Source organism: Litchfieldella xinjiangensis (assembly GCF_000759345.1).
Lineage (GTDB): Bacteria > Pseudomonadota > Gammaproteobacteria > Pseudomonadales > Halomonadaceae > Litchfieldella_A > Litchfieldella_A xinjiangensis.
In genome coordinates this window covers 1,554,531-1,577,474 of the sequence record NZ_JPZL01000001.1, presented here as the reverse complement: position 1 = coordinate 1,577,474, position 22,944 = coordinate 1,554,531, and the positions used below count along the sequence as shown (strand labels likewise).

Below are 22,944 nucleotides of genomic sequence, written 5' to 3'. Positions count from 1 at the left end.
TCATCTAACGTTCGGCACTGAAGCGTGACACTCGGCGATCTTGTCCAGATGGGACGGAGAGCAATAAACAAAAGAAAAGCCCTGCGATTTTCGCAGGGCTAGCATGCTTCATGTTGACCTGTGCGGTAGGTGGCCAGCGGCATCGCTTTACCAGCGATAGCTCACTTTAGCCACGATTTCACGCCCCGGGTTGTAGTAATTCGAAGTGGCCGAGCCGACAACGTGCTGCTCGTCGAGCAGATTGCTGACATTGATGGTCAGATCGGTGTTCTGAATGAATTCATAGCTGAAGGCGGCATCGAAGAGCGTTGCCGCATCGCTCTTTGAGGTATTGAAAGCATCAAAGTAGTAGGAACCGGTATAGCGGGCCCCCAGGCCGAAGCTCATGTCCATGTCTGGCAGGGTATAGTAGCCCCAGAGCGACGCCGTATGTTTCGGTGTTGTTGTGAATTCATTCCCTTCGATCCCTACGTAGGTAGCACCATTCCAGAGCGTGCCGCGCTCTACTTCCGAATCCATGTAGGAATAGCCCCCGGTCAGACTCAGGTTATCGGTCAACTCGGCCTTGGCTTCCAGATCCAGGCCACGGACACGGGATTCGCCAACCGTTTGCTGCTCAATATTGGTACCCTGCACGACCGAGATAGTGACATTCTCTTTGGTCAGGTCATAGATCGCCGCCGAGAACAGCGCATTCATACCGAAAGGAGCATATTTTACGCCGATCTCGTACTGCTCACCGCGTTCGGGGGTGACACCGATCTCGGGGGGCGCGACAGATTCCACATAGCTGATATAGGAAGACACTTCCTCGGTGATGCGATAGGTCAGCGCGCCCCGGACGGAGGTTTCCAAAAAGTCATCGCTGTCATCGAAGGCAGTGCCCCTATCGATGCCTTTGCTGGCGAGATCCAACGAGTCGTTGCGTGCACCCATCGTAACGATATATTTATCACTGAAGGACAGGTTTTGCTGCAGGAACACCGACTTGGTCTTGTAGTCCCGTTCGTCAATCTTGTAAACGTTCAAGCTATCTGGAGCCCCGCTGTATACGGGGCTTGAGACGTCAATGGAAGGCACCGACCCTCCTTCAACGTACTCGTAGTAAGTAGTACCTTCAGTCGATGCATCGCGATACTCGACTCCGGCCAGTGTGCTGCTGTCGACCCAATCGAAGCGGGCGTCGTATTGCAAAATGGTGTTGCCGATCAGTTCCTGGACTTCACTGTCCGCGCCGATGTAATTACGCTCTACTGCCGTGCCTACACGGGCCTCATTGTCTGTCAGATAGACGTAACCGTAGTCGTCGGTCAGATCGCTGTAGCGTAGGTTTCCATACAGCGTCAGGCCATTATCGAAGTCATGGGTGAGCTGCCCGGTCATGCTGGTACGCTCGACATCGTGAAAGTTGTAGTCCGGCTCGCCAAAAAACTGGCTGCGGTCGTATTCCCGGTCGAATGGGTAGCCGCCGCTGTTCGGGGTGTTGTCGCGGTTCAGATAGTCCAGAATCAACGTCGCCGAGGTATAGTTCGTCGGCTTCCAGGTCAGGCCGCCCATGAAGAACTCGTCGTCGTCCCGCGAGTATTCGTACTCGCGCTCGCTGTCCTTGATCTTGCCAGTAAAACGATAGGCCAACGTTTCGCTGGCGTTCAGCGTATCGCCTACATCAAGGCCGGCCTCTTTATGGTCAGATGAGCCATAAGCTACGTACCCTTCGCCAAACGATTCGAATCGCGGCCGCTTGCTCACGAAGTTGACCGAGCCACCTGGGTCTGCCGGACCAAACAGGGTAGAGTTGGCGCCCCGCAAGACCTCCACACGCTCATAAGCGTACGGCTCTTCACGAACATCACGCATCGAGCCCAGTGTCATCCCGTCGCGGTAGGTGGTGGCCTGGAATCCGCGGATCTGGAAGTAGTCGTTACGGTCATCGGAGCCGTAGTAGCCGGTGACGACCCCTGGGGTATATTGCAGGACTTCCTCAGTGGTGTTGGCGTCCCGTTGCTCCATCTCTTTTTCAGTAATGACCGATACGGAAGCGGGGGTATCGAGGATGCTGGTCGCGACCTTGCCACCCACCCACAGTTCCTGTGCGACGGTAGTGTTCGCATTATCATCGGCGATAGCTTGCGCATTAACGATAATGGGCGCCAGGCGATACCCCTCCTGCTCCTCGCCGTCGCTGCCTGTCTCTTGTGCAGTGCCGCTCATGGAAACGACCACAAGAGGCGTGCAGCACATCAGGGCAGTTGTGGTGCGTGGCCAGCGTGTCCCTGATGCTCGCTGTGTGTTCTTGTGGTCAGCCATGCTCGACTCCTTGAATCGGAGATCCCGGGTGGATCGACTTATGCTTTTTAGTAAAGGAATGCCGCATTCTGTAAGGCTTGATAGGGAGAGTCAATCTACATGAGAACAATATTGATACTGTTTCTCGTTTGATGCTTGCTTTCTTGCTCTGACGCCGGCATCACTCGGTTATTCCTGTAGCGGCCGGCCTTCCTGGCATACGAGCCCGGGGCGCACTTGCAGCCTCGATAGGGGAAGGTGAACGGGGCAACGCTGCGAAGTCTACAAATCGTTGTGTCTGCTGCGGTAGACTCTAGCGCTGGTCGCCGCATCCGGCGCGCATTTTCCAAGGAGAGACATTGCCATGCGCTTTGTACCCCACTTCACCGATGGGCAGGAATATTCCCATGCGCTCGGCAAGATCGTCTGCGTCGGGCGCAACTACATCGATCATGCCAAGGAGCTGGACAACCCGATTCCCAGTGAGCCGCTGCTGTTCATCAAGCCGTCGACCTGTGCCGTGCCGCTCGATGCCCCTATCGATGCGCCTTTCTCGCAGGGAACGGTGCACTTCGAGACCGAGCTTGCCTTGTTGATTGGCGAAAAGCTAACTCACGCCACCGATACCGAGGCCGAAGAGGCTGTCGTGGGCATCGGGGTGGCGTTGGATCTTACGCTGCGCGACGTCCAGTCGAAGCTCAAGGAAAAGGGGCACCCCTGGGAGATTGCCAAGGGCTTCGATGGGGCCTGTCCGTTGTCGGCCTTCCTGCCGTTGGATCGTGTGCCCAACTGGAGCGCACTGACCTTCACGCTGGATATCGATGGTGAGCGTCGCCAGAGCGGCGAGGGGTCCGACATGATCTTCCCGGTGGCGTCGCTGCTCTCGGAAATGTCGCGGCACTTCACCTTGTTGCCAGGCGATGTGGTGCTGACCGGCACCCCTGCCGGGGTCGGTGAGCTCACCAAGGGCAGTGAACTGCATTTCACCCTCACGGGTGGCCTGGACCTGACCACACGCGTCGTCGAATAACGCAATCGGCCAGAAGCAAAGCGCCCCCTGTCGCGATGTGACAGGGGGCGCTTGCGTAAGGGCATCCGCTCACTTTAGGTGGGGGGCTACTCCAGGTACGTATAGCCCTCGAGGCCGGCCGAGAGGTCATCGAGGAATAGCGTTCTTTCTTCCTCGCTCAGTGCGCTATCCCCGAGCTGGGCGGCGAGACGCTTACGCAGCACTTCCGCGTCGAAGTTCACGTAATCCAGGACATCGGCGACCGTATCGCCGTGGATGGCCTGAGACAGCACCCAATTTCCTTCGCTATCCAGGGCGGCATCCACCGAGTCGGTATCGCCGAACAGGTTGTGCAGGTCACCCAGGATTTCCTGGTAGGCGCCGACCAGGAAGAAGCCCAGCAGCTTTTCCTCATCCTCCCGCCATTCGGGTAGCGGCAGGGTGGTTTCTACACCCTGTCCATCCACGTAACGGTCGATGCGGCCATCGGAGTCGCAGGTGATGTCCTGGATCAAACCCCGGCGTGTGGTTTCCCGGTCGAGACCGGTCAGCGGCAGCACCGGGAAGATCTGCTTGATGCCCCACACATCGGGCAGCGACTGAAACAGCGAGAAGTTCACGAACAACTTGTCGGCGAGCTTCTCGGCAAGCTCGTCGACGATTTCGCGATGGGCGCGATTGCGCGAGTCGAGTCGCTCGCGCAGTCGATTGCATGCCGAGAAATAAACCGCCTCGCCCTCGGCCCTCGCAGCGAGGCCGGCGAGTCCCATGACGAATCGATCCTGAAGCTCGGCATTGGCCTGGATCAGGTCGTGATAGGCCTCCACCAGGCTGCGTGGATCCTCCATGGTTCCGAGGCGGTCATGCACGCGCCACAGCTCCTCGATCTGCGGGTCGTCCTCGACGCGGCGCTCGGGCGCTTTATCCTGAGCGCGCTCTTCACCGATCACGTTGGTGATCAGTACGGCATGGTGGGCGGTCAACGCCCGGCCGGATTCGGAAATCAGATGAGGATGGGGCATACCCTCGGCCTCGCAGGCCTGACGGAACGCCCACACGACGTTACTAGCGTACTCACGCATCGAGTAGTTGATCGAACATTCGCTGCGCGAGCGGGTGCCTTCGTAGTCGATGCCGAGGCCACCACCGACGTCCACGGTATCCACCGGCGCGCCCAGTTCACGCAGGCTCTGGTAGAGACGGGCGCATTCGCGGAGTCCACGCTGGATGTCGCGGATATTGGCAATCTGCGAGCCGAGGTGGAAATGTACCAATTGCAGGCTGTCCAGGGCATCCGCCTCACGCAGGCGTTCGACGACCCCGAGGAGCTGAGTCGCCGTCAGGCCGAACTTGGATTTCTCGCCTCCGGTGTCCTGCCACTTGCCCCGGCCCACCGACGACAGGCGGGCGCGCAGGCCGATACGTGGCGTGACGTTCAGGTTCCGGGCTTCTTCAAGAATGATATTGAGCTCGGAGTACTTCTCGACGACCAGATAGACACGATGCCCCAGTTTCTCGCCCATCAGGGCCAGGCGGACATACTCGCGATCCTTGTAGCCATTGCACACGATCAGTGAGGGGCCGTCGGTCGACAATGCGAGGACCGCCAGTAGCTCCGGCTTGCTGCCCGCCTCCAGCCCGACACGGTCGCGACCGCGCTCATGGGTGGCTAGGATCTCTTCGACCACGCGCCGCTGCTGGTTGACCTTGATCGGATAGACGGCCGTGTAACCGCCCTGGTACTCCTCTTCGGTCATGGCGGCATCGAACGCGCCACATAAATGCTCGACGCGGTCATGCAGGATGTCGGTGAAACGCACCAGTACAGGCAGGCGCAGGCCGGCCTGGCGGATCTGGTCGGTGAGTTCGCTGAGGGGAAGCAGGGGACCTTCGACTTCGCTGCCCAGCGGTCGCACCATGGCGTGGCCGTGGTCATCGACATCGAAGTAGCCACTGCCCCACTGGTCGATGTTATAGGTCCGGCGAGCGTTGGCGGCGGTTACGGTCATGCATGGCTCCGATCGGGAATGGGTAAGGCACCGTTCTCAAGACGTGCCAGCAGGATAGTACGAAACTGCTCGGGATCGTGGGGGGTCAGATCATGAGCCGGTGGATCAACATAGACCACCAGCAGGCGCGATAGCCAGTAACGCAGGGCGGTCATGCGCAGCATGGTCGGCCAGACGTCACGCTCGGCGTCGGTCAAGGCACGGCGCGCCTGGTAAGCCTCGAGGATGGCATCGTGGCGTGACGGGTCGAGCTGGCCGTCGGATTGGCTGGCCCAGTCGTTGATGACGATGGCCAGGTCGAACAGCAAATCGCCGGTACAGCCGTTGTAGAAATCGATGATACCGCCCAGGCGATCGCCCTCGTAGAGGGTGTTGTCACGGAACAGGTCGCCATGCAGTGCCCCCTGGGGGAGATCGGACGCATCGCCGAAGACGCTTTGATAGATATCGATCTCGTCGGCCATCAGGGCCTGGTCGTCCGGCGAGAGATAGGCCAGGACACGGTGATGCATGGCCGCCAACCAGTGCAGGTCGCGAGGGTTGGGGCGCTGCCCGTGGAAATGGCGCGATACCGCATGCATGTGGCCCAGTGCATCGCCCAGCGCACGACACTGGGTCAGGTTGGGCTGCTTGGGCGAGGTGCCGGGCAACTTCGGAAACAGTAGCGCGGGTTTGTCGGCCAGGCTCTGTAGCGCGATGCCGTCACGATCGTGCAGGGGGCCGGGCACCGGCAGGCGATGTTCGTCGAGATAATCGAGCAGGTCGACGAAGAAGGGCAGCTCTTCGTGCTCACCCTGTTCGAACAGGGTCAGTACCAGCTCGCGCTGATCGGTCGTCACGAAGTAGGTGGTGTTCTCCGTGCCGCTGGCGACGCCCTCGAGGCGTGACAGCGCTCCGGCATCGAAGCGTTGCAGAAAAGCGGCGACCTGTGCGTCGCTCAGCGGAGTGAATACGGCCATGTGTCTCTCGCCCGGGTTGCCAAGCCGGCTATTGTAGCGTCTTGACCCGGGCGTGTAGAGCGTCGCTCACATGTGTCTCATGGCGTCAAAGCGTCAGCGACGCAATACCCAGTCGGGAATGGGAATGCGATCGCCCTGGCGCCGCTCGAAGTGGCCGTCCCCCTGGGTATCCAGCAGATGGTAGGAGGAGCCATCGGGCGATTCGATCTCGATGGCGTAAAGCTTTCCATCGACGCGATACTCACGCAGCGTCTGGCTATCCTCCTGGCGCACGGTGATGTTGGGCGTGACCTGCTGTTGGGCCAGGGTGGGGGCGGACGCGGAAATCATCACGACCCCCAGGATCAGTGCAATGGTATGCGCAGTGGCCTTCATGATGTGCCCTCCAGCGATGCGGATACCCGCAGTGTATCGGACCGGTCGCAACCTGCACTAGCGTCATTTCTCGGCGTCAGGGCAATCGGACGCCGGGCGATGCCCAGCCGCTCGCTAAGAAGACAAACATTGCATGAATGATGTTCCCAAGCATGGGTCGAAACCACATCGCTGCGACCAAGGCCTGACGTGTCAGGCGATGCTGCGTATCATGTGTCCATCTCGCATTACTCTGAGGAAACGCTCCGACATGGCCGCACCCATCGTTCTCGTCGACGGCTCGTCGTATCTGTATCGCGCCTTCCATGCCCTGCCGCCTCTGACCACCTCCCAGGGGCAGCCGACCGGCGCCATCAAGGGCGTATTGAACATGCTCAAGAGCCTGGTCAAGAACTACCCCGACAGCCCCATGGCCGTGGTGTTCGATGCCAAGGGCAAGACCTTTCGCGACGAACTGTTCGAGGACTACAAGGCGCAGCGCCCGCCGATGCCCGACGACCTGCGCTCCCAGGTCGAACCGCTGCATGCCTGCGTGCGGGCGCTCGGGCTGCCGCTGCTGTGCGTCGAAGGGGTCGAGGCCGATGACGTGATCGGCACCTTGGCGCGACGCGGCGCCGCGGCGGGGCGTGACGTGGTGATTTCCACCGGCGACAAGGACATGGCGCAACTGGTCGACGGCCACATCACGCTGATCAACACCATGAAGGATGAGATCCTCGATATCGAAGGGGTCAAGAACAAGTTCGGCCTGCCGCCTGAGCTGATCATCGACTTCCTGGCGTTAATGGGCGACAAGGTCGATAACATCCCCGGCGTGCCGGGAGTGGGTGAGAAGACGGCGCTGGGTCTGCTGCAGGGTATCGGCGGCGGGCTGGACGCCATCTATGCCGACCTCGACAAGGTGACCACGCTGGGGTTTCGTGGTGCCAAGACGATGCCCAAGAAGCTCGAGGAACATCGCGAGCAGGCCTATCTCTCCTATCAGCTAGCGACCATCAAGGTCGATTGCGAACTGCCGGTGGGGCTCGACGATCTCGATATCGCCCATCCCGATCGCGAGGCACTCAAGCGGCTCTACACCGAGCTCGAATTCAAGAACTGGCTCTCCGAACTGCTCGCCGGCAAGGACGAAGGGGTGGATGACGTCGCTCGCGGTGCCGGCGTGGCGACTACGTCCGCCGGTGGCATTGATGACCAGGCTCCCGAGGCCAGTGTATCGGCATGCAAGAACCACCTGATCCTCACCCAGGACGCGCTGGATGAGTGGCTGGCGCGACTCGATGCCTGCGAAGCGTTCTGCTTCGACCTCGAGACCAATAGCTTGAATTACATGGAGGCCGAGATCGTGGGGGTCGGGCTGGCCCTCGAGCCTGGCGAGGCCGCCTATGTGCCGCTGGCCCACGATTACCTCGACGTCCCCGATCAGCTCGACCGGGCCAGCGTACTGGCGACCCTCAAGCCGTTGCTGGAGGATCCCGAGCGGGGCAAGATCGGCCAGAATCTCAAGTACGACATATCGGTACTGGCCAACTACGGTATCGAGGTGCGCGGACCGCTCACCGACACCATGCTCGAATCCTACGTGCTCAACTCCACCGCCACCCGCCATGACATGGACTCGCTGGCGCTCAAGTACCTGGGGCAGAAGACCGTCAGCTTCGAGGAGGTTGCCGGCAAGGGTGCCAAGCAGCTCACCTTCAACCAGATCGAGTTCGAGCGGGCCGTGCCTTACGCCTGTGAGGATGTCGATGTCACGCTGCGACTGCACTGCGCGCTGAGGCCCCGCATCGAGGCCGAGGGCCGCCTGGCCGAAGTGCTGGATAGGCTGGAGCGACCGCTGATTCGTGTGCTTTCGGGAATGGAACGCACCGGCGTGGCGCTCGATGCCGAGCGCCTGCATACCCAAAGCCGCGAACTCGACGAGCGTATCCGCGAGCTCGAGGCGCGGGCCTTCGAACTGGCCGGTCGTGAGTTCAACCTCGGCTCGCCCAAGCAGCTCGGGGAGATCCTGTTCGAGGAACAGAAGATCCCAGTGATCAAGAAGACCCCCAAGGGTGCCCCCTCGACGGCCGAGGCGGTACTCGAGGAGCTGGCGCTGGATTATCCGCTGCCCAAGGTGATCATGGAGCATCGTGGACTCTCCAAGCTCAAGTCGACCTATACCGACAAGTTGCCGCGCCTGGTCAACAAGGCCACCGGGCGGCTGCATACCAGCTACCACCAGGCGGTGACGGCGACCGGGCGACTCTCATCCTCGGATCCCAACCTGCAGAACATTCCCATCCGTACCGAGGAAGGCCGCAAGATCCGTCAGGCGTTCGTGGCCCGCCCCGGCTACCGTATCGTCGCGGCCGACTACTCTCAGATCGAATTGCGCATCATGGCGCATCTGTCCGAAGACAGTGGCCTGCTCGAAGCCTTCGCCGAGAACCGCGACATTCATACCGCGACGGCCGCCGAGGTGTTCGGCGTGCCGTTGGACAAGGTCAGCGGCGATCAGCGGCGCAGCGCCAAGGCCATCAACTTCGGCCTCATCTATGGCATGAGCGCCTGGGGCCTGGGCAAGCAGCTGCATATCGAGCGCAGTCAGGCGCAGACCTACATCGATCGCTACTTCGATCGCTACCCCGGGGTGGCGCGCTACATGGATCGCATCCGTGCCCAGGCGGCCGAGGATGGTTTCGTGGAGACCGTCTTCGGTCGTCGGCTCTATCTGCCCGAAATTCGCGCCCAGAACCACGCCCGACGCCAGGCCGCCGAGCGCACCGCGATCAACGCCCCGATGCAGGGCACTGCCGCCGATATCATCAAGCTGGCGATGATCGACGTCGCCGCCTGGCTTCAGGAAGGTGAGTTCGATGCCTGGATGGTAATGCAGGTCCATGACGAACTGGTCTTCGAGGTGAAGGAGACACAGGTCACGGCATTCCTTGAGGCGATCAAGTCACGCATGCAGCACGCCGCCGCGCTCAGCGTGCCGCTGGTGGTCGAAGCCGAGAGCGGCGCCAATTGGGACGAGGCCCACTGACGCCGCCCTGATTGCTATTCGCTGCGGTCGGGGGTGTACTCGAGGGTCCAGCTCAGACGCAGGGTATCGTCGGCCTTGAGCGTGACGTCGGTTCGCTCGCAGCTCACTAGGGTCATGAGCGGGCCGACGGGGGTCTGGTAGGGCGGCTCGCCATCGACGCGTTCGGCCTCGCATTCGTCGAAACCCTCGGTGGAAAAGCCGCTGACCGCGCCTTCGCCGAAAGTCACTTGGCCATCATTGACCTCGGCCGCTTCCGAGAAGCTGGCGAATTCCATGACGATTTCGTCGATTTCGAGCGAATCGTCCTCCGTCCGATAGTTGTCGGTACGCGTGATCGCTCCCGGGGCGAAGGTGTATTCGGTCTCGACACTCAGGCGATCGTCCTCTTTGGGGCGGTTCTTGCCCAGGCGATCGAGTGCCGACTGTCGATACTTCACCTGCAAGGTGTCGCCCTCCTCGGTATATTCAACATCCTCGATGAAGGCGGCGGGGATCAGCTCGTCGCCATCCTTCAGGGTGAAGCGCGGCAATAGCTGCGGATAATCCTCATCGGGGGTGCCTTCGAGCATGGCGTTGGAGAACGGGATCGGGTAGTAGGGATTGTTCATGTGCTGGGATTTGCCGCCGTTGATCAACGGCAGGCTGATGACCCGATCGCCGTCGCGGTAGGTTACCAACGCCCGGTCGTACTCGCCGCGTGCGAACCAGGTGAGCGTGCTACGCGGTAGCCGATCGAGCCAAGCGGCATAGTCGTCCGTGGGACGCTCGTCCGCCATGCCCAGGTCATCCCAGATCGCGGCCGTGTAGAGATGCTGGTGGGTAAGGCTCAAGTTCTCGCCAAGGATGCGATGCTTGCCGCGGTAGTCATCGGTGGTGCGTCCCTTCTCCCACAGATTGACCGAATTCATTTCCTCGTCGTACCAGAAGTCCACGTAGCGCTGCGTGGCCCGAGTGGCGAAGGCATACGCCATCGCCTTTTCCTCGTCGTTCAGTACATCGAGATGGGCGGCGGCCGAGAGCACCTCGAGAAAGGCGGTATCGCCATAGGGGCCGATGCTGCGACCGTAGCTGAAGCCGTGGCCTTCTTGGTTGAGGCGCACGAGGATGACGTCGACAGCGTTGCGCAGCCACTCGCGCATACGCGGCGTGACCTCCAGGCCGGTCTCGATGAAGCGCTGGCTGATCTCGCCGATCAGCAACACGCTGTAGCGATCGAAGCGACCTTCGCCCTCGGTTTCGTCGGAAAACCCGTATTCCCCCGAATACTCCTGGTAGTGAGCCATCATCTTGTCGAGCAGGCGCTCGCTGGCCGAGGCATCCTCCCAGCCCAGCAAGTGACGCAGGCGGGCGATGGAGAACGCCACGCCATAGTAATTGGTAGGGAGATCGATGAGCGTCAGGTCGTCTTCGTCGACGAACTGGCGCCAGTCGGCTTTTTCCTTGAGCGCTTCGAGCGTCTCGGGGCGTACGGCACGTTCCAGCAGACCGGCCTGCTGGAGGCGATACAGGGCGGAAACATAGTAGTAGATCCCCCAGCTCTCGTTGGTATCGTCCAGGGTTATGTCCGCCAATTCGCGGTACCCCTGCAGATATCGCTCGAAGTCAGGATCGTCCTGAGGCGTATTGAGCAGCAGATGGCTCATGGCGATGGCGATCTTGCCGGGCAAGAACTTGTCCTTGCCCGAAAAGGCTTTCGTGTCATCCAGCGTCAGGTCCTCGCCTTCCTCGAGCAACCTGTCGAAATAGAAGGCCAGCTTCGGCAACAGCGATTCGTCCACGAGGTGATCGAGCGAAACGGCTTCGTGTCGGTCGGTGCCGGTGTCCGCGGCGAGCGTTGTCTGTGGCGTGGCTGTGGCCATGATCAAGGCCAACGGCAGTGAAGCGAAATATTTCATGAGCTGAACGGTCCGCAGGGTGGACCTTCAGTGTGGCACGCGTTTTCTGGCTGCGGGCACTGGCATGGCCTACCGGGGAAAGATCAGCGCCAGCCGACGCGATCGAAGATGCGGATCGCTTCGGGGTTGTTCTCGCCGAGCACGCTGATGTTGACCTCGTCCTTCTTGAAGTCGCCCCACGATTCGAGCACCTCATCCTTCTTCACGCCCTCGATGACCGGGAACTCGTAGTTGCCGGAAGCAAAGATTTCCTGGGCCTGGTCGGAGGCCAGGAATTCGAGGAAGCGCACCGCGTTTTCACGATTGGGCGCACCCTTGACTACACCGGCCCCGCCGACGTTGACGTGAGCGCCACGGCCGTCCTGGTTGGGGAACAGGATCTCGACCTTGTCCGCCGCTTCGCGATCGGATGCGTCTTCGGATTTCAGCAGGCGCACATGATAGTAGTGGTTGGCCACGGCCAGATCGCACTCACCGCTGGCCACGCCACGGATCTGGTCGGTATCGCCGCCTTCGGGATCGCGGGCCATGTTGTCGACGATGCCCTGGGCCCACGCTTCGGCTTCCTCTTCGCCGTGATGTTCGATCATCGACGCCAGCAGCGACTGGTTGTAGATGTTGTTGGAGGAGCGAATGCAGACCTCGCCTTCGAACTGATCGTCGGTCAGGTCTTCATAGCTACCGATCTGCTCCGGGTCGATGTTCTCGGGGTTGTAGAAAATGGCACGAACGCGTTGGCTGAAACCGAACCACTGGCCTTCAGGATGACGCATTGACTCCGGCAGACGCTCGTTCAGGGTCTCGGATTCCACCTTGTCGAAGATGCCTTCCTGCTCGGCGCGCCACAGGCGGCCGGCATCCACGGTGATCATGATATCAGCGGGGCTCGCTTCGCCTTCGCGTGTGATGCGTTCGATGAGCTGATCGGAATCGCCTTCGAGGATGTTGACCTCGATGCCGGTCTCTTCGGTAAAGGCACTGTAGAGCCGTTCGTCCGAATCGTAGTGACGTGCGGAATAGACGTTGAGCTCATCGGCGAGCGCGCTACTGGCGAAAGCGGAACCGACGACTGCGAGTGCGAACGGCGCGGCGAGACGCTGGCGTGGAATCATAACGAGTTTACCCCCTGAACCTTATTGGTTTCGTTTGAATGATAATGCGTTGCATTAATCGTTGCCATTGAAGCCGTTAATCGCGACAGCGTCAATCACCACCAAAGGCCCAAGGGGATAACAGTGAAAAACAGAAACGCAGTGGGACTGTTTCGCGTTACCATGACCGATGATTTCGCTAGCGGTGATGTTTCGACCATGACCTACGACCTCGATATGCTGGAAGCCACGCCCCACGCCAGGTCCCGCGCCACTGCGCTGGAAATGCACCATGTGCGCCATGCCTACGGATCGCATGTCGCGGTCGACGATGTGAGCCTCGACCTGGCGCCAGGCGAGGTCGTCTGTCTGCTTGGGCCCTCGGGCTGTGGCAAGACCACGCTATTGCGAGTCGCGGCAGGCCTGGAGAAGCTTCAGCAAGGACGGGTCGTCATCAGTGGGCGGGATATCGGCGTGCCGGGGCGTCGTCACGTGCCTCCCGAGAAGCGCAGTGTGGGGCTGTCTTTCCAGGATTCGGCGCTGTTTCCCCACCTCACCGTGCTGGAGAACGTGACTTTCGGCCTCGAGGCCCTGCCGGTGCGAGAACGACGCGAGCGCGCCATGGAGCTACTCGAGCAACTGGGCATGGCGACTTATGCCAAGGCCTATCCGCACATGCTTTCCGGGGGCCAGCAGCAACGGGTGGCGCTGGCTCGGGCGCTGGCGCCGGCGCCGCAGGTCATGTTGCTCGATGAGCCGTTCTCGAGCCTCGACGCCCGGCTGCGCGATCGCATCCGCGACGATACCCTGCACGTGCTCAAGCGGCTGGGCACGGGTACGCTGCTGGTAACCCACGACCCCGAGGAAGCGATGTTCATGGCCGACCGCATTGCCCTGATGCGTGACGGCCGGATCGTGCAGATGGGCACGCCCCAGGAACTCTACTGTGCCCCGGTGCATCCCTTCGTGGTGACCTTCTTCGGCGCCGTCAACGAACTGCAAGGCGAGGTGCGTGAGGGACATGTCCAAACTCCGATCGGCCGAGTGGCCGCACCGGGCCTGGCCGAGGGCAGCCGGGCCCAGGTGTTGGTGCGCCCCGAGGCGCTGCGCATCCACGCCCTGGATATTCCCGACGATGCTCACCGGTACAGCCACGTGATCATGGCCAAGCTGCTGGGCAGCAGCAGCTTGCTGCATCTCTGCGCCCATGGCGAGGATGGCCGCGAGGCGCACCTTCACGCGCGGGTGCCCGGTGTCTTCCTGCCCGCCCCGAAGCAACCGGTACAGATCAGCCTCGATCCGTCACAGGTCTTCGTCTTTCCCGCCGATCTCTAGAGAGAGCGAGAGGGGCTGCCGGGCCGAGAGCGGCGAATCGCCAGGCTGAGCAGGATGACCGGGATGATGCCCACGGCGACGATCGCCAGCGATGATGTCGAGGCTTCCGCCAAACGCTCGTCCGAGGCCAGGTTATGGGCCCGTACCGCCAGGGTATCGAAGTTGAACGGTCGCAGGATGATCGTGGCCGGCAGTTCCTTCATCACATCCACGAAGACCAGAATACCCGCGGCCAGCAGACTGCCACGCATGATCGGGGCGTGTACCCGGCGCAACGTGCCGCTTGCCGTCTGGCCCAGGGTGCGGGCGGCGGCGTCCATGGTCGGGGTGACCTTGCCCAGGCTGGCTTCCACGGTATTGAACGACACCGCCAGAAAGCGCACCACATAGGCATAGACCAGGATGAAGGCCGAGCCGCTGAAGATGAGCCCGGCAATCACACCGTAGTGCTCGCGCAGGAAACTGTTCAAGGTGTGATCCAGCCAGGCGAAGGGAATCAGGATGCCTACCGCCACCACCGAACCGGGCACGGCGTAGCCCATCGCCGCGATACGGGTGGCGCCGCGGGTGACCGGCCCCGGGTGCAGCCGCACGCCGTAGCTCAGGATGACCGCCAGCCCCACGGCGATCAGTGACGCGATGGCCGCAAGCGTCAGACTGTTCCAGGCGAAATCTAGAAAGCGCGAGCCGAACAGGGCATCGCCCTTCTGGATGGCAAGGTGGGCCAGCAGGCCGCTGGGCAGCAGGAAGCCGACCAGTACCGGAAGCCCGCAGGCGAGGAAGGCGCCCACGGCTTGCCCTCTGCGCAGGCGGTACTCCGGCAGTTGCTGATAGCGGCTCGACGTATGGAAGTACTTGCGTCGCCCCCGCGACCAACGCTCGACCAGCACCAGCACGATCACGAACACCAACAGGCACGCGGCGAGCTGGGCGGCGGCCACCTGTTCGCCCATGCCGAACCAGGTGCGATAGATGCCGGTGGTGAAGGTATCCACACCGAAGAACTGCACGGCACCGAATTCGTTGAGCGTTTCCATCAATACCAGCGATACGCCTCCCACGATGGCCGGGCGAGCCAGCGGTACCGCCACGCTGGAAAACATGCGCCACGGGCCCCGGCCCAGTGTCCGGCCGACATCGAGCATGCATACCGACTGCTCGAGAAAGGCGGCGCGCGCTAGGAGATAGACATAGGGATAGAGCACCAGGGTAATCAGCGTGGCAGCCCCACCCAGTGAGCGAATGTTGGGGAAGAAGTAATCGCCACGGCCCCAGCCAAAGAGTTCGCGCAAGCCGCTCTGGAGGGGGCCTGAGTATTGCAGGAAGTCGGTATAGGCGTAGGCGATGACATAGGTGGGCACCGCCAGCGGCAACAGTAGCGCCCATTCGAAGACCCGACGGCCGGGAAAGCGGCACATGGCCACCAGCCAGGCGGTCCCGGTGCCGATCACGGCTGTGCCCAGGCCCACCGTGACTACCAGAATCAGCGTGTTGATCAGATATCGGCTGAGCACGGTCTCGGCCAGGTGCCCCCAGATTCCCTGGGTGGGCATGAGGATATGCGCCAACACGACCACAACGGGAAGCGCGACGATCAAGGCGACCCCGATGGTCAGGGCCGTCCAGCCGTTGACGCGCAATGCTAACCGTCGAGGCAGCGAGGTCAGTCGGCTACTGGCAAACAGGGACACAACGAGCCCTCCTTGGGGTGACAGACGAAACCGGTGAGCGCGACGCACAGCGGTCGCGAATGATACCAGTGACAGAAGGCCAGGCGCAGCTTCGATCCCGCCGACGACGCCTGGCCGTGGCGGGAGCGTGAGGAGGCGAGGTCAGCGACCGCCCAGCAGCAGGTCGGGAAGCCCGGTGATCAGCACTGGGAAAACCGCCAGCAGCACACAGGCGAGCACGATCAGCGCGCAGAAGGGGATGACGGCACGATAGAGATCGAGGGTTTCCACGCCGGCAGGCGCCACGCCCTTGAGATAGAACAGGGCATAGCCGAAGGGCGGTGTCAGGAACGAGGTCTGCAGAACCACCGACACCATCACCACGAACCACAGTACGTCGATCCCCATGCTGTCGACGATCGGCAACATGATCGGGAAGCTGAGCAGCACGATGCCGGTCCAGTCGAGGAACATCCCCAGGATGAAGACCAGGAACAGCATCAGGATCAGTGCCCCGGTGGTCCCCCCCGGCATGGCCATCACGACCTCGTGAATTACCTTCATACCACCGCCGATGGAAAATACCCCGGTGAAGGCAGTGGCGCCCACCAGCACCAGCATGACCATGGTGGTGGTCTTGCTGGCGTCGATCAGCGTGCGATAGCAGGTCGAGGCCTTGCGATCCCCGAAGATCATGAACAGCAGGAAGGCGATCAGCACCCCGATGGCCGAGGCCTCGGTGGCCGTGGCAACACCCGTGAACAGCGACCCCAGTACCCCCAGGATCAGGGACATGGGCGGAAGCACGTACTTGCCCAGCATGACCAGCAGTTGTCGGGTCGAGACCAGGGCGCGCTCCTCGGCCGGGACCGGGGGGCCGTAGGAGGGCTTGAAGTGACAGATGATCAGCACATAGAGGGCGTACATCACCCCCAGCATCAGTCCCGGGACTAGTGCGCCTGCAAACAGCGCCCCGACCGATACGGGGGAATAGCTGGCCATCAGGATCAGCATGATGCTCGGCGGAATCAGGATGCCCAGGCAGCCACTGGCCATGATCACCCCGGCGCTGAGCTCCTTGTTATAGCCATAGTTGAGCATGGGGACCAGGGCGATCATGCCCATCACCGCGATGGACGCACCGACGATGCCAGTGGTGGCCGCCAGCAGCACGGAAACCACCACAACGGTCAACGCCAGGCCGCCACGCAGGTTGGCCATCAGCAGGCGCATCGCCTCGAACATCTTCTCGGTCACGCCGGAGTCGTTGAGGAAACGCGCCATGAGAATGAACAGCGGGATCGCCACCAGGACATAGTTGTCCATGGCATTGCCGTAGATGTTGTTGACGATGATCCCCAGGGTATTGGCCCCCGGGCCGAGCCAGGCGCCCAGCACGGCCATGCCGCCCAGGACGAAGGCCAGCGGATGGCCCATGAACAGGCCGACCAAAAGGCCGCCGAACATGAACAGGGTCAGGGCTTCGGCGCTCATTGGGATGTCTCCTCGCGCAGGGCCTGTACGGCGCGAATCACGATGGCGATGGCTTGCAACAGGATGAGTGCCGCCGTGATGACGATGACGGCTTTCACCGGATAGACCGGGATGGCGACCATGCCGTAGGTGGTTTCGCCACGGCTGAACGAGCGCATGAAAAAGCTCCAGCCAAGGGTCAACAGCATCCAGATGAAAGGCGTGAAAAAGACCAGATAGCCGACGATCTCCAACGCAGCCTGCTTGCGGCGTGAGAGCAGACGCTTGAGGACATCGACCTCGACGTGGGCATGGTGGCGAAGCGCGTAAGCCGCCATCAGCATGAAATGGACCCCGAACAGCATCTTGGTAATGTCGAAGGCCCAGTCGCTGGGACGGCCGATGAAGAAACGCATCGCGATGTCATAGATAACGATCAGCGTGACCACGGCGATCAGCGGCGCGATCAGCCGACCGAACCATTCATTGAGGGTATCGATCCCACGGGCAATGGCATTCATGCAGGAGCCTCATGATCGAGCTATGGATGGCACTAAGTAGCGCCAACTGCGGTGGTACAGGCGATGATTAGCCCCGGCCTCCCGTGGAGGCCGGGGCGGTGCCTTACAGGCAGGCCTCGATTTCCTCGAGGGGCGGCAGGTCGTCGGTGACTCGACTCATGTTGTAAGGCACGGAAATGTCGCGCCAATTCGCGTAATGCTGCAGGTAGCTGATCATCGAGTGATAGATCTTGGCGTGCATCGGATCCTCGCAGGCGCCCTGCAGGATGACCTCGTTGGTGATCTTCTGGATCTGGGCGAGATCCTCCTCGGAGAGCTGGTTGACCTCGGTGCCGTCCTCCAGGAACTTGACCGTACCCTCGGTGGATTCGCGCTCCGACCAGGCCAGCGACCAGGCCATGGTGGCCTCCGCGGCGATCTTCAGCTTTTCCTGGGTCTCCTCGGAAAGCGCATCCCAGGCGTCCTGGTTGATCATCACCCCAAACACACTTGCCGACTGGTGCCAGCCCGGCACCGACCAGTAGTCGGCCACTTCGGAGAAACCTGCCTTGTAGTCGACGCCGGGCGTCGAGAACTCCGCGCCATCCACCACCCCGCGCTCGATGGCCTGGTAGATTTCGCCCCCGGCCAGTGTCACCTGGGACCCGCCCAGCTTCTCGAGAACTCGGCCCTGGTCGCGCCCCGAGAGGCGCAGGCGCTTGCCCTCCAGGTCGGCCAGGCTTTCGATCGGTGTGCCGCCCCGGAAGCCGGACTCGTTGTTGGTGATCCCGTAGGGCAGGTAGACCATGTTGTACTGGCCGTAGACTTCCTGATACAGGTCCCAGCCACCCCACTGCATGATCCAGTTCAGGTAATCGACCCCGTTGAACAGACTGGTGGTCGTGGCCAGCGGCGAAAACGCCGGGCTGCGGCCGGCCCAGTAGCCGGGCCAGTCGCCGGCGGCCTCGATACTGCCGGTCTCGGTCGCGTCGAACACTTCGGTGCCGGGCATCAGGGTGCCACCGGCGCGAAAGTTGATCTGGAGTTCGTCCCCGGCGAGGATATTGACCAGTTCCGCCCAGTGGCGGTCGATCTGGATCAGGTCGAGGTTGTCGGGCCAGGTCGTGGTCATGGTCCACTGTTCCTGGGCCTGGGCGGTCATCGAGACGGTCGCCAGCGCGATGCCGGCAGCCAGGCCACTCAGGGCGTGCTTGGAGATGCTAGGCATGTCATGCCCCCTGTCGGTTGTTGTGGTTGTTCCGTGAAACGGGTCAGTCGCTCGTTCAAATTAGCACGCGCTGCAGCGAAGCATCAGGGCGTGCCGATACGCCTTTGGGCTAAGTGCCAGGACGGAACTTACTGGAAGCTTTTTAGGCTATATGATTGATTAACAATGGATTCTACTTTCAGTAACAAACCTGACCCTTCGGTCAACTCGACAGGATGAACGTTGAAAGGCGCCCTCGCGTTAGACTAAAGAGGGAACGAGAGGAGCGATCGATGCGTGAAGCCGAGGTGGCCGGAGGCGATGCCCTGGATCGTCTGCGGGTGTGGCGAGACCAGCTGGCGGCACGTCGCTGGCGGGGGCTGGTATGGCTGACGGGCGGCGCCGATGCGTGTCGTCAGCGTGCCGAGGCGATATGGCACGCCACGTCGTGGGCCTCGCCGTTGTGGGTATCGAGCTCGTCGCCCATGGGCGGGGAAACCATGACTTGGCTGCCTGCCAGCAAGGCAAGGACGCGTCTGGGCAGCGAACTCGACCTGGTGGTCATCGATGCCGTGGGCGCGGATGACGGCTTCGATCCGGAGGCGTTCGGCGCGCTCTCCGGTACGTTGCGTGCCGGCGGTTTACTGGTGCTGATGACGCCAGCGTCATGGGGGGAGGTTCCCGATGCGGACTATCGCCGCTTGGCCGACTACCCCTATCGCCTCGACCAGCTCTCGGCACGCTACCTCAAGCGCTTGGCCAACCTGCTGTCGTTGAGGTCAGACGTGGCGCGTTGGCCAGCCGGTGGAGCGGTCGTGCTCCCCCATCTGCCAGGAACCGTCGCGTCAACGCTTCCTGAGACAGAGGATCCTGAATGTGCCACCCAGGACCAGGCCGAGGCCGTTTCGCGATTGCTGCGCATGCGCCGGCGTCGGCCGCTGGTACTCACCGCCGACCGGGGACGGGGCAAGAGTGCGGCTCTCGGCATTGCCTGTGCGCGCTGGCTGGGGCGGGGGGAGCCCCTGATTCACATAACGGCGCCGCGACCGGACGCCGTGGCACCACTATTTGCCCGGTTGGCTGCGCTGTGCCCTCAAGGTCGGCGCGAAGGCAACGAGTTCATCGTCGAGGACGCGACGGGGACACACCGGGTACGCTTCTGGGCACCCGATGCGCTAAGCGGTGCCCTGGAGACAGGCGAGATAAGCGCCCGTGGCGCGCTGTTGCTGGTGGATGAAGCGGCGGCGATTCCCGTCCCGGCACTGATCCAGTGGCTGCGGCATTTCCCGCGCATCGCCTTCGCCACCACCGTGCATGGCTACGAAGGCTCGGGGCGAGGCTTCGCGGTGCGCTTTCGCGTTCATCTCGATCGCGATACCCCCGACTGGCGTGCCTTTCACCTACGAACCCCGGTGCGATTCGCAGCCGATGACCCGCTGGAGCGCGTCACTTCGCAGCTGTTGCTGCTCGATGCCGAACCGCTAGCCCCAGAGAACCTGCCCGAGCCCATCGCGCCGCGACTTGAGTCAATCGACCGAGCTACCCTGGCCCAGGACGAAGGCCGCCTGCGCAACATATTTGGGTTGCTGGTCCAGGCCCATTACCGGACCCAGCCCAGCGACCTGCGCCGGCTACTCGATGCGCCGGGGCTCAAGCTCACCAGCCTCGACCAGGCACGCCGTACGCTGGCGGTGGCGGTCACCGGCGATGAAGGGGGCTTTCCGGCGCGCCTGGCCGATGACGTGGCACGGGGAGAACGCCGGCCCCAGGGCCATTTGCTCGCCCAGTCGCTGGCGACTCACGCGGGCTCCCGCGAAGCGCTGACGGGGCGCTTGCGACGCGTGTTACGTATCGCCGTGCATGATGCCGTACGCCGCGAAGGGTTGGGCAGCCGCTTGCTGGCCGAAGAGACCGAGCGCGCCGCGTCCGACAGCATCGACCTGCTGGGGGCCAGCTTCGGAGCCGAACGGGGGCTGATGGCCTTCTGGCGGCGTAATGGCTTCATTGCCGTGCGCCTGGGCCTGACCCGTGAGACCTCCAGCGGCGAACATGCGCTGATGGTCGTTCGTGGCACCAGTGACCATGGACGCGAGCTGGCCTTGGAATTACAGCAGCGCTTCCAGGCCCTGTTACCCAGCCTGTTGGCCTTCGAGTTGAAAGAGCTCGACCCACACGTGGCGGCTGCGCTGTTGGCCGAGGGAGAGACGGAAACGCTCGAGGGGCCGGCGCAGCAGGCGATCGACGATGTCGCGCTTGGCCACCGCGAACTGGCCTTGGCCAGGCCGGCCCTGCAGCAATTGATCCGACGAGGGCTTGCGAGCGGTGCGGAGATAGAGAGCGAGCCGGTGGCACTGTTGGTTGGCTTGCTGTTCCAGGGGAGGGAGACGGCCTGGTTGGTACGCCGTGCCGGGGTGGCCGGCAAGCGTCAGCTTGAGGCCCGGCTACGCGAGACGATCGCGAACTGGCGGCAGTGGGTATGAAACGGGTGGCACATCGAGAGGCCTTTCCCCAAGGCGGGCGCGGGGGTAATGTAGTCCGGTCTTCCCGTATATAGATCCGACATGAACGAACATCTCGACGACCTGTCGCCGCACCTCGTCTGGCGGCATTTTCGCACGTTATGCAATACGCCTCGCCCCTCGGGGCATGAGGCGGCGCTGGTGGCGCGGCTCGAGCGCTGGGCCGATGCGCGCGGCTTGAGCCATGATCGCGACTCGTTCGGCAACCTGCGCATCGTAAAGCCAGCATCACAGGGCCATGAGCAGGCCCCGGGCGTGATCCTTCAGGGGCATCTGGACATGGTGGCTCAGGCCAATTCCGATCACCCCCACGACTTTACCCGTGACCCCATCGACACCTATGTGGCCGAGGGGTGGCTCCATGCCCGGCACACCACGCTGGGGGCTGACAATGGGCTAGGCGTGGCGGCTGCGCTGGCCATTCTCGAAGACGACGAGCTCGAGCATGGCCCGCTGGAAGCCCTGTTCACGCTGGAAGAGGAGTCGTCGATGGGCGGCGCGCTGAATCTCGCCGAAGGGTGGCTGGAGGGGCGCTACTTGCTCAACCTCGATTCCGAGGACCGAGGGCAAGTATATATCGGCTGTGCCGGTGGGGCCGACGTGATCGTTGAGGCTCAGTTGCCTACCAGTGCGGTGAAGGACGACGAGCAGGTGTGGGAAGTCTCGTTGACGGGCTTGGTAGGGGGCCACTCGGGGATCGATATCCACAAGGGGCGGGGCAATGCCAACCGCCTATTGGTGCGTGCCCTGCGTGCCCTGGAGTCGAGCGGTGCCCGGCTGATCGATTATCGCGGCGGCACGCTGCGCAACGCCCTGCCTCGTGAGGCCTTTGCACGGCTGGCGCTGCCGGCAGATGAGGTCGAGGACGCGCGTGAAAGCCTGGCGCACCTGGAGCGTGAACTGAAGGCCGAGTTCAAGGGCGTCGACGAAGGCGTGATGCTGCGTCTTTCGACGGCCGAGTCGACGGCCCGGGAAGCGCTCACGCCAACGGCCAGCCATTTGCTGGTCAATGCCCTGCATGCCGCACCGTATGGTGTCGAACGAATGAGTGTCGAGGTGCCGGGGGTCGTCGAGACGTCAAACAACCTGGGTGTGGTCAAGCTTGAGGCGGGACGGTTCCATCTCTGTGCGCTGGTCCGCTCGCTGCGCGATAGCGCGACCGCGGATATCGCCGACCGTTTCTCGGCCCTGTTCTCCTTGATCGGCGCACGCTGCCGGGTGGAAAACGGCTACCCAGGGTGGACACCCAATCCGGAAAGTGCGCTGCTGGCGCGCTTTCGTCGCTTGCATACCGAGCAACTGGGCCACGATCCCGAGGTCAAGGTGATCCACGCCGGTCTCGAGTGCGGCATATTGGGTGGAAAGTACCCCCATCTGGACATGATCTCCTTTGGCCCCCAGATACGCGGTGCACATTCACCCGACGAGCGGGTCGAGATCGCCTCGGTCGAGGAGTTCTGGCAGGTCTTGCGCGCCCTGGTCGCCGACCTGGCCAGCGGCCAGGCAGCTTGAGGTAGAGTCAAAAAAACACCGCCCGCTTACTAGAAAGCGGGCGGTGTCGTTCAGCCTCTTACTGCCTTCAGGCTTG

At 62.3% G+C, this 22,944-nt stretch carries 15 protein-coding genes; 5 read left to right on the top strand and 10 right to left on the bottom strand.

The genetic code is table 11. The annotated features are described in order from the left end of the window. Positions 1–147 precede the first annotated feature (147 nt). Complete coding sequence (locus JH15_RS07325) at positions 148–2,307, bottom strand: TonB-dependent receptor (protein ID WP_043528444.1); 2,160 nt, start codon at positions 2,305–2,307, stop codon at positions 148–150. A 343-nt stretch (positions 2,308–2,650) separates the two neighbouring features. Here JH15_RS07325 and JH15_RS07320 point away from each other — a divergent pair, with 343 nt between their 5' ends. Continuing rightward, positions 2,651–3,316: a fumarylacetoacetate hydrolase family protein gene (locus JH15_RS07320; protein ID WP_043528442.1), complete on the top strand. Its 666-nt coding sequence runs from the start codon at positions 2,651–2,653 to the stop codon at positions 3,314–3,316. Positions 3,317–3,402: 86 nt separating this feature from the next. Here the strand turns inward: JH15_RS07320 and speA are convergent, their stop codons facing one another. The 3 genes from speA to JH15_RS07305 form a co-directional block, all read right to left on the bottom strand. After that, entirely contained in the window at positions 3,403–5,304 is a 1,902-nt protein-coding gene (speA, locus tag JH15_RS07315) for a biosynthetic arginine decarboxylase (RefSeq protein ID WP_043528439.1), read from the bottom strand. Further along, entirely contained in the window at positions 5,301–6,263 is a 963-nt protein-coding gene (locus JH15_RS07310) for a homoserine kinase (protein ID WP_043528437.1), read from the bottom strand. The genes speA and JH15_RS07310 overlap by 4 nt, the downstream gene beginning before the upstream one ends. A gap of 93 nt (positions 6,264–6,356) precedes the next feature. After that, positions 6,357–6,638, bottom strand: a complete 282-nt coding sequence (locus tag JH15_RS07305) for a DUF2782 domain-containing protein (protein WP_043528435.1) — start codon at positions 6,636–6,638, stop codon at positions 6,357–6,359. Positions 6,639–6,888: 250 nt separating this feature from the next. Here JH15_RS07305 and polA point away from each other — a divergent pair, with 250 nt between their 5' ends. Next, a complete protein-coding gene (gene polA, locus JH15_RS07300; RefSeq protein WP_043528433.1) occupies positions 6,889–9,666 on the top strand; it encodes a DNA polymerase I in 2,778 nt (925 codons plus the stop codon). 14 nt (positions 9,667–9,680) lie between these two features. Here polA and JH15_RS07295 read toward each other — a convergent pair whose 3' ends face one another. Both JH15_RS07295 and JH15_RS07290 read right to left on the bottom strand, forming a co-directional pair. Then, positions 9,681–11,561: a hypothetical protein gene (locus JH15_RS07295; RefSeq protein ID WP_052383938.1), complete on the bottom strand. Its 1,881-nt coding sequence runs from the start codon at positions 11,559–11,561 to the stop codon at positions 9,681–9,683. 83 nt (positions 11,562–11,644) lie between these two features. Then, positions 11,645–12,673, bottom strand: a complete 1,029-nt coding sequence (locus JH15_RS07290) for a Fe(3+) ABC transporter substrate-binding protein (RefSeq protein ID WP_043528431.1) — start codon at positions 12,671–12,673, stop codon at positions 11,645–11,647. A 264-nt stretch (positions 12,674–12,937) separates the two neighbouring features. Here JH15_RS07290 and JH15_RS07285 point away from each other — a divergent pair, with 264 nt between their 5' ends. Beyond that, on the top strand, positions 12,938–13,987 hold the full coding sequence (locus tag JH15_RS07285; RefSeq protein ID WP_422730554.1) for an ABC transporter ATP-binding protein: 1,050 nt from the start codon (positions 12,938–12,940) through the stop codon (positions 13,985–13,987). Here JH15_RS07285 and JH15_RS07280 read toward each other — a convergent pair. From JH15_RS07280 to dctP, 4 genes are all read right to left on the bottom strand, one after another. Next, positions 13,984–15,672: an ABC transporter permease gene (locus JH15_RS07280; RefSeq protein ID WP_081948946.1), complete on the bottom strand. Its 1,689-nt coding sequence runs from the start codon at positions 15,670–15,672 to the stop codon at positions 13,984–13,986. The two genes, JH15_RS07285 and JH15_RS07280, sit on opposite strands and share 4 nt — an antisense overlap. A 147-nt stretch (positions 15,673–15,819) precedes the next feature. Further along, positions 15,820–17,151: a TRAP transporter large permease gene (locus JH15_RS07275; protein ID WP_197053279.1), complete on the bottom strand. Its 1,332-nt coding sequence runs from the start codon at positions 17,149–17,151 to the stop codon at positions 15,820–15,822. Beyond that, entirely contained in the window at positions 17,148–17,651 is a 504-nt protein-coding gene (locus tag JH15_RS07270; protein WP_043528423.1) for a TRAP transporter small permease subunit, read from the bottom strand. The genes JH15_RS07275 and JH15_RS07270 overlap by 4 nt, the downstream gene beginning before the upstream one ends. 103 nt (positions 17,652–17,754) lie before the next feature. Next, entirely contained in the window at positions 17,755–18,858 is a 1,104-nt protein-coding gene (dctP, locus tag JH15_RS07265; RefSeq protein WP_043528420.1) for a TRAP transporter substrate-binding protein DctP, read from the bottom strand. 272 nt (positions 18,859–19,130) lie between these two features. On the opposite strand from dctP, the gene JH15_RS07260 reads away from it, so the two are divergent. Together JH15_RS07260 and JH15_RS07255 are read left to right on the top strand one after the other, a co-directional pair. After that, the gene (locus tag JH15_RS07260; RefSeq protein WP_052383937.1) at positions 19,131–21,317 is read left to right on the top strand and encodes a tRNA(Met) cytidine acetyltransferase TmcA; all 2,187 of its coding nucleotides are present in this window, start codon (positions 19,131–19,133) and stop codon (positions 21,315–21,317) included. A gap of 81 nt (positions 21,318–21,398) precedes the next feature. After that, entirely contained in the window at positions 21,399–22,868 is a 1,470-nt protein-coding gene (locus tag JH15_RS07255) for an aminoacyl-histidine dipeptidase (protein WP_043528417.1), read from the top strand. The last annotated feature ends 76 nt before the right edge of the window (positions 22,869–22,944 follow it).

Bases quoted from the DNA above. Each gene is read 5' to 3' on its own strand.
- JH15_RS07325 (WP_043528444.1), bottom strand. From the start codon at position 2,307: ATGGCTGACCACAAGAACACACAGCGAGCATCAGGGACACGCTGGCCA.
- JH15_RS07320 (WP_043528442.1), top strand. From the start codon at position 2,651: ATGCGCTTTGTACCCCACTTCACCGATGGGCAGGAATATTCCCATGCG.
- speA (WP_043528439.1), bottom strand. From the start codon at position 5,304: ATGACCGTAACCGCCGCCAACGCTCGCCGGACCTATAACATCGACCAG.
- JH15_RS07310 (WP_043528437.1), bottom strand. From the start codon at position 6,263: ATGGCCGTATTCACTCCGCTGAGCGACGCACAGGTCGCCGCTTTTCTG.
- JH15_RS07305 (WP_043528435.1), bottom strand. From the start codon at position 6,638: ATGAAGGCCACTGCGCATACCATTGCACTGATCCTGGGGGTCGTGATG.
- polA (WP_043528433.1), top strand. From the start codon at position 6,889: ATGGCCGCACCCATCGTTCTCGTCGACGGCTCGTCGTATCTGTATCGC.
- JH15_RS07295 (WP_052383938.1), bottom strand. From the start codon at position 11,561: ATGAAATATTTCGCTTCACTGCCGTTGGCCTTGATCATGGCCACAGCC.
- JH15_RS07290 (WP_043528431.1), bottom strand. From the start codon at position 12,673: ATGATTCCACGCCAGCGTCTCGCCGCGCCGTTCGCACTCGCAGTCGTC.
- JH15_RS07285 (WP_422730554.1), top strand. From the start codon at position 12,938: ATGCACCATGTGCGCCATGCCTACGGATCGCATGTCGCGGTCGACGAT.
- JH15_RS07275 (WP_197053279.1), bottom strand. From the start codon at position 17,151: ATGAGCGCCGAAGCCCTGACCCTGTTCATGTTCGGCGGCCTTTTGGTC.
- JH15_RS07270 (WP_043528423.1), bottom strand. From the start codon at position 17,651: ATGAATGCCATTGCCCGTGGGATCGATACCCTCAATGAATGGTTCGGT.
- dctP (WP_043528420.1), bottom strand. From the start codon at position 18,858: ATGCCTAGCATCTCCAAGCACGCCCTGAGTGGCCTGGCTGCCGGCATC.
- JH15_RS07260 (WP_052383937.1), top strand. From the start codon at position 19,131: ATGCGTGAAGCCGAGGTGGCCGGAGGCGATGCCCTGGATCGTCTGCGG.
- JH15_RS07255 (WP_043528417.1), top strand. From the start codon at position 21,399: ATGAACGAACATCTCGACGACCTGTCGCCGCACCTCGTCTGGCGGCAT.